Source organism: Curtobacterium sp. B18, assembly GCF_000333375.1.
Lineage (GTDB): Bacteria > Actinomycetota > Actinomycetes > Actinomycetales > Microbacteriaceae > Curtobacterium.
On record NZ_BACZ01000013.1, the window covers coordinates 1 to 6,499 of the forward strand.

Sequence of the window (6,499 nt, forward strand, 5' to 3'; positions counted from 1 at the left end):
GAACGGCCTGCAGCACCTGCCGTTCAACACCCTCTTCCAGTTCGCCGCCGACCCGTCCCTGCGTCTCGCGCAGCGCGCACTGCTCGTGCCGGACCTCCTCGGGTACTGGCTGACCGGCGTCGAGGCGGCCGAGCGGACGAACGCCTCGACGACCGGTGTCCTGAACGCGACCACCCGTGGGTGGGATCCGGCGTTGCGGGCTGCTGCGGGCCTCCCGAGCGGACTCCTGCCCACGCTGCGCGACCCGGGCGACCGACTCGGTCCGCTGCTGCCCGCCGTCGCCGACGCTGTCGGCGGCACCGCGCCGGTCACGCTCGTCGGGTCACACGACACGGCCTCGGCCGTCGTGGCCGTACCCGCCACGGATCCGGACTTCGCGTACATCTCGTCCGGCACCTGGTCGCTCGTCGGCGTCGAGCTCGACGCGCCCGTCCTGTCGGACGCGGCGCGCGAGGCCAACTGCACCAACGAGGGCGGCGTCGACGGCCGCGTCCGGTTCCTGAAGAACGTGTCGGGCCTGTGGTTGCTCTCCGAGAGCGTGCGCACCTGGGAGCGGGGTGGCGACGCCGTCGACCTGGAGGCGCTCCTCGCCGCCGCCGCGGCCGTCACCGCTCCGGTCCCCGTCTTCGACGTCGCGGACGACGTGTTCACCGCGCCGGGCGACATGCCGGCCCGGATCGCCGCCTGGTGCGGCGACCACGGGCTCGCCGCGCCCGCGTCGCGGGCCGAGACCGTGCGGTCGATCCTCGAGTCCCTGGCCACCGCGTACGCGGACACGCTCGACACGATCCGCAGCATCACCGGGAAAGACATCCGACAGGTGCACATCGTCGGCGGTGGATCGCAGAACCGGTTGCTCTGCCAGCTGACGGCCGACCGCACCGGACTCCCGGTCCTGGCGGGCCCCGTCGAGGCCACCGCCCTCGGCAACGTCCTCGTCCAGGCGCGGGCGGTCGGGCTCGGCGGGCTCGGTGGGGCGTCGCTCGAGGCCCTGCGCGCGATGGTCGCCCGATCCGTCGACCCGGTGCGGTACTCCCCGCGGTCCGCGCACACCACCCCACAATCCCCTCCGAGACGTAGGATGTCTGTATGACCTCGATCGACGACCAGCACCGAGTCGACCCCGCGACGGGCGCCCCCGCGGCGACCCCGGGGACGCCGTCGAACCGGCGGACACCGATCAAGCGCCAGCTGCCGACGGTGCGCGACCTCGCGCCGCTCATGCAGTTCAAGAAGCCCTCGCTGCCGGGGCGGCGGCAGCGCCTCGAGTCGGCATTGACGATCTGGGACCTGCGCGACATCGCCGCCCGGCGCACGCCGAAGGCCGCGTTCGACTACACCGAGGGCGCCGCCGAGGCCGAGATCTCCCTCGCCCGCGCCCGCCAGGCGTTCGAGGACATCGAGTTCACCCCGTCGATCCTCCGCGACGTGTCACGGGTCTCCACCACGCGGGACGTGCTCGGCGCGCCCACCGCCTACCCGTTCGGCATCGCCCCGACCGGCTTCACCCGGATGATGCAGACCGAGGGCGAGCGCGCCGGGGCCCGGGCCGCGGGACGCGCGGGCATCCCGTTCTCGCTCTCGACGATGGGCACCACCGCGATCGAGGACGTCCGTGACGCGAACCCGCACGGGCGGAACTGGTTCCAGCTCTACATGTGGAAGGACCGCGAGAAGTCCATGGCGCTGGTCTCCCGCGCCGAGAAGGCCGGGTTCGACACGCTGCTCGTCACGGTCGACGTCCCGGTCGCCGGGGCCCGCCTGCGGGACAAGCGCAACGGGTTCTCCATCCCGCCGCAGCTGAGCGCCCGCACCGTAGTGAACGCGATCCCCCGGCCGTGGTGGTGGTTCGACTTCCTGACCACGGAGCCGCTCGCGTTCGCGTCCCTGGACCGCTGGTCGGGCACCGTCGGGGAGCTGCTCGACCACATGTTCGACCCGACCGTCACGTACGAGGACCTCGAGTGGATCCGGTCGCAGTGGAAGGGCAAGGTCGTCGTCAAGGGCGTGCAGTCCCTGGCGGACGCGAAGCGCCTGGCGTCGATGGGCGTCGACGGGATCACGCTGTCCAACCACGGCGGCCGGCAGCTCGACCGCGCGCCCGTCCCGTTCCACCTGCTCCCCTCCGTGGTCAAGGAAGTCGGCATGGACACCGAGGTGCACCTCGACACGGGCATCATGTCCGGCGCGGACATCGTCGCCGCCGTGGCCCTCGGGGCGCGGTTCACGATGGTCGGGCGGGCGTACCTGTACGGCCTGATGGCCGGCGGCGAGGCCGGGGTCGACCGGATGATCCAGATCCTGTCCGAGCAGATCGAGCGGACGATGCGGCTGCTCGGGGTGGCCTCGCTCGACGAACTCGAACCGGGCCACGTGACGCAGTTGCAGCGGTTGATCCCGGTCCCGCGGGCCTGACCGGCGCGGCGGTCCGGCCGGCGGTCCGTCCGACGTGGCCGACGTGGACGTCGAACCACGAATCCGACGTCGAACCAGGCACCGCCGCTGGTTCGACGTCGGATTCGAAGTTCGGCGCAGGTGTCGTTCCGGCGGGGTCAGCGAGGCTCGGAGCGGGTGCCCGGACGCAACGAGATCGTGACCTCGTCGGCCGGTCCGCCGTGGTGGGATGACCACATGCGGTGGGGACAGGGTCGTGCGGTGACGGGGATGGTCGTGGTGCTGCTGGCCGGCGGGGTGCTCTCGGGATGCGGCGCGCAGGACGGGGCCGCCGCGTCCTGCGCCGGGACCTCGATCGAGCTCGGCGACTCGGACCTGCGCCCCGGCGGCACGGTCGACCTGCACGTCGACTGGCTCTACCGCGACTGCGAGGACACCGGTGGCACGTTCCGCGCGTCCGACGACGTCACGGTGACGATCACGCCCGCGTCGACCGGCGCCCCGGTGCTGCTCGGACGTCCGACCCCGACGGGCGAGCAGTTCACGGTCGCCGGGCGCTTCGACCTACCCGACGACCTGCCGGTCGGCGACGCCGTCCTCGACGTGAGCAGCCACGACGGCGAGGGGTCCGGCGCGAGCCTGCCGGTGACGATCAGCGCGGACGACGCCGGCTGACCGGCCGGCGCCCGAGCGGATGCCGGCGGTCCTCGACGCCGTCAGCACCGCCCGGCCGTCCCGGTCTCACCGCCACGTCTGTCGGACCAGCACGTCGAGCAGCCCGTCCGTCGGCGTGTTGGTCTGCGTCACCGAGATCCACGTGTCCCCCGGACGAAGAACGTGTGGGTGGTCTCCAATCGGTCGCCGTAGTGGTCAGACGACTCGCTGTGCTGACAGGCCCGCCCACCGAGCCGGTCGGTGCACGTCCAACCCGCCCGTTCGTCCGCACCGAGCCGTTCGTCGAGGGTCGCCTCGGAGGTCGAACCCATCGCGAGGAAGACGTTGTCGACCTCCTCCGTGCTGACCCAGCGCAGCCGGTCACGGGCGTCGTCGTCCTCCACCGGAGCCGGCAGGTCGTCCGGCAGGTCGTCGCCCTGGTGCCGCCGGTGACTGCGGCGGAGGTTCGCCGCGTGGTTCCGGCTCACCACGAGCAACCACGGCAGGATCGACTCGTCGGGGAGCTCGACGGTGCCCGCCCGTCGCCAGAGCGTCACGAACGTGTCCTGGACGACCTCCTCGACGTCCTGGCGCGACGGGACGAGCGCCCAGGCGTACCGGGTCACCGTCGCCACGTAGCGGTCGAAGAGCGCGACGCCCGCTGCCCGGTCGCCGTTCCCCGCTGCCCGGACCAGTGCGGCGTCCGGTTCTCGTGATCGGTCCATGACCACCCCCTTCACCCCAGCAGTGTCCGGACCGGTCCGATCGTCACAGCACGGCGGCTGCCGGGCGTGTCGTGAGCGTGAACGACAGCGGCGCCGCCCGGACCGCGTCGACCGCGTGCGCCACGGCGCCGATCACCACGACGTCGGCGCCGAGCGTCGACGCGACGATCTCGGGGACGGGGTCGAACCCCGCGCCGTCGAGCCAGACGCGTGCCCGCTCGATGNACGGCGCGGCGGGTTCGGCGATGGCGCGGCCACGACGACGCGGTCGATGTCGAGCAGGCTCACGAGCAGGACGCAGACCCGCGCCAGCCGGTCCCTCAGGCGGTCGACGATGTCGAGGGCGACGGGGTCGCCGGCCCGTGCCGCGCGGAAGAGGACAGCGGGATCGGCGTCCGCCGTGAGGGGGCTGTCCGCCGGGACCGCACCCGCGGCGAGCGCCTCGGCGACGAGTCGACGTGCGGTGGCACCGATGCCGTCGGACGAGCCGACCCCGTCGACGAGGTCGAGCACGCGCATCTCCCCCGCGCCGCCGTGGGCACCGCGGAGCAGGACGCCGTCGACGACGAGCCCGCTGCCGAACCGCTCGCCGGAGAGCAGCGCTGCGAACGAGGCGTCGCCCGAGGACGGCCGTTCGGCGAGCGCGGCGAGGTTCGCGTCGTTCTCGACCACGACCAGGCGTCCCGGGACGGCATCGGCGAAGCCCGGGTTCATCCGGTCCCAGAACCCGCCGTCGCCGGGGGACGCACCGCTGGCGTCCACGGGCGCGGGGATGCCGACGACCGAGACGAGGACCCGGTCGTGGTCGACCCGGGCGTCGAGGAGCGCGGCCGCGACGGTCTCACCCACGACCCCGAGCCGGACCGGCACGTCGAGACCGGAGTCGCCGAGGGTCCCTTCGGCGCGACCGAGCACCGTGCCGCGCACGTCGGCCACGAGCACGGTGACGCGGTGCTGCCCGGCGTCGATCCCGAGCACGACGCCGGCGGTGGTGTCGAGCTCGTACCGACGGGCCGGCCGGCCGATGCGTACTCCCCCGCGGCGCGGGCGTCGTCGAGCTCGCGGACCCAGCCGAGGCGGACGAGTTCCTCGCACGCGGACAGGACGGTGGAGCGGGTCAGCCCGGTGGCGTCGATCGCCTCGGTCGCGGTGAACGCCCGCACCGAGAAGGCGTACGCGAGCAGCGTCTCTGCGCTCGTTCCACGGGGTGGCGGCATGTCCGCACACTACCGCGGAAACAGTTCCTTGCGGAATTAGATTTTCTCGCTAGATTAAGTCGTGCGGGCGGCACCGGAGCCGGACCGCGAACCGGAACGGCAGGGACGCCGGGTCCGGACGGACGGAGACGACGTGCAGACACACGCCACCACCAGGAACGCCGCCGCGCTCAGCCGCCGCGGGTTCCTGCTCGGGGCGGGCGGCATCGGTGCGGGCCTGGCCCTCGCCGGCTGTGCCCCGCTCGGTTCCTCGAGCAGCCGCCCCGAGACGATCACCTTCTACGTGTCGAAGCCCGAGGTCATCGGCTACTTCGACGAGGTCATCGCCAAGTTCCACGACAGCCAGTCGAAGATCCGCGTCATCCGCGACTCGACGTCGAACATGTCCGCCAACTTCGTCCGGAACCGACCGCCGGACCTCGGCTGCCTGAACTACAACTACGCGATGGTGTCGTTCGTCGAGCACGGCGCCCTCTCGGACCTGTCGGACCTGCCGGAGAAGGACACGATCAACCCCGACCTGTGGCCGCTCATGAAGCAGACCGCGGACTACCCGGGTCGGACGAGCGTGCTGCCGTACTCGGTGACCGCGGCGTCGGTGATCTACAACAAGCAGATCTTCGCCGACCAGGGCATCGACGTGCCGACCACGTGGAGCGAGTTCCGCGACGTCTGCGAACGGCTCACCAAGGCCGGCATCACGCCGATGTACGGCACGTACAAGGACAACTGGACGATCGCCCAGGGCATGTTCGACTACTCGGTGGGCGGGATGCTCGACCTGCAGCAGACCTTCGCGGCACTCGACCGCGAGGGCACGAAGGTCGGCTCGGGTTCGAGCGTCTCGTTCGAGAAGGACTTCGCCGCACCGGTCGACCGCATGGTGGACCTCCTGCAGTGGCACCAGCAGGGCGCGGCGAGCCGCGGGTACGGCGACGGCAACCTCGCGTTCGCGCAGGGGAAGGCCGCGATGTACCTGCAGGGGCCGTGGGCGCTCGGCGAGATCGCGAAGTCGAACAAGGACATCGAGCTCGGCACGTTCCCGTTCCCGGCGACCGACGACGCCGCCGACAACAAGGTGCGCGTGAACGTCGACCTGGGCCTCTGGATCCCGGAGGCGTCCCGCAAGAAGGAGGCGGCGCGCGAGTTCCTGTCGTTCCTGATGAGCCCCGCCGTGAGCGACGAGTACAACGCCGACAACAACGGTTTCGGCGTCCGGAAGGACTCGCCGCCGGCGTCGAACCCGGCGCTCCGCGGCATGCAGGACTCGTACGACCAGGCGAACTTCTACCTGGGTGCCTCGCAGCTGATCCCCGCAGAGATCCCGGTGGCGAACTACCTGCAGTCCATCGCCTTCGGCGGTGCCCCCGCTCCCCAACTCCGCACCCTCGACGGCGACTGGGCGCGTCTCGCGCACGGCACGGCCGCGTAAGGAGACGACCTTGGCCACCACGACAAGGGAATCCGTCACGACGGCGGGCAGCCGCCGACGGGGCGGCGCCGCCCGCG

6 protein-coding genes and 1 pseudogene are annotated in these 6,499 nt (G+C 72.1%); 4 read left to right on the forward strand and 3 right to left on the reverse strand.

The features are described from left to right. The 3 genes from I5E_RS00265 to I5E_RS00275 form a co-directional block, all read left to right on the forward strand. Positions 1-1,093 (forward strand): rhamnulokinase (locus I5E_RS00265; RefSeq protein WP_022905237.1); only part of this gene is annotated, 1,093 nt, incomplete at its 5' end. Between the two features lie 128 nt (positions 1,094-1,221). After that, positions 1,222-2,415, forward strand: coding sequence for an alpha-hydroxy acid oxidase (locus tag I5E_RS00270; protein WP_042723424.1), 1,194 nt, complete (start codon positions 1,222-1,224; stop codon positions 2,413-2,415). Between the two features lie 156 nt (positions 2,416-2,571). Then, the gene (locus I5E_RS00275; RefSeq protein ID WP_022905239.1) at positions 2,572-3,069 is read left to right on the forward strand and encodes a hypothetical protein; all 498 of its coding nucleotides are present in this window, start codon (positions 2,572-2,574) and stop codon (positions 3,067-3,069) included. 128 nt (positions 3,070-3,197) lie between these two features. On the opposite strand, the gene I5E_RS22395 is transcribed toward I5E_RS00275, so the two are convergent. The 3 genes and pseudogenes from I5E_RS22395 to I5E_RS27255 all read right to left on the reverse strand — a co-directional run. After that, complete coding sequence (locus I5E_RS22395) at positions 3,198-3,773, reverse strand: RNA polymerase sigma factor (RefSeq protein WP_148286803.1); 576 nt, start codon at positions 3,771-3,773, stop codon at positions 3,198-3,200. Between the two features lie 132 nt (positions 3,774-3,905). Beyond that, positions 3,906-4,868 carry an ROK family protein gene (locus I5E_RS20790; protein WP_441294315.1) on the reverse strand — a complete coding sequence of 321 codons (963 nt, stop codon included), beginning with the start codon at positions 4,866-4,868 and terminating at the stop codon, positions 3,906-3,908. Positions 4,869-4,876: 8 nt separating this feature from the next. Next, positions 4,877-4,990, reverse strand: a pseudogene (locus I5E_RS27255) (hypothetical protein); the annotation flags it as partial. Between the two features lie 133 nt (positions 4,991-5,123). Here I5E_RS27255 and I5E_RS00290 point away from each other — a divergent pair. After that, positions 5,124-6,422 (forward strand): ABC transporter substrate-binding protein, encoded by a 1,299-nt coding sequence (locus tag I5E_RS00290; RefSeq protein ID WP_031260815.1) that lies wholly within the window; start codon positions 5,124-5,126, stop codon positions 6,420-6,422. The last annotated feature ends 77 nt before the right edge of the window (positions 6,423-6,499 follow it).

Bases quoted from the DNA above. Each gene is read 5' to 3' on its own strand.
- I5E_RS22395 (WP_148286803.1), bottom strand. From the start codon at position 3,773: ATGGACCGATCACGAGAACCGGACGCCGCACTGGTCCGGGCAGCGGGG.
- I5E_RS00270 (WP_042723424.1), top strand. From the start codon at position 1,222: ATGCAGTTCAAGAAGCCCTCGCTGCCGGGGCGGCGGCAGCGCCTCGAG.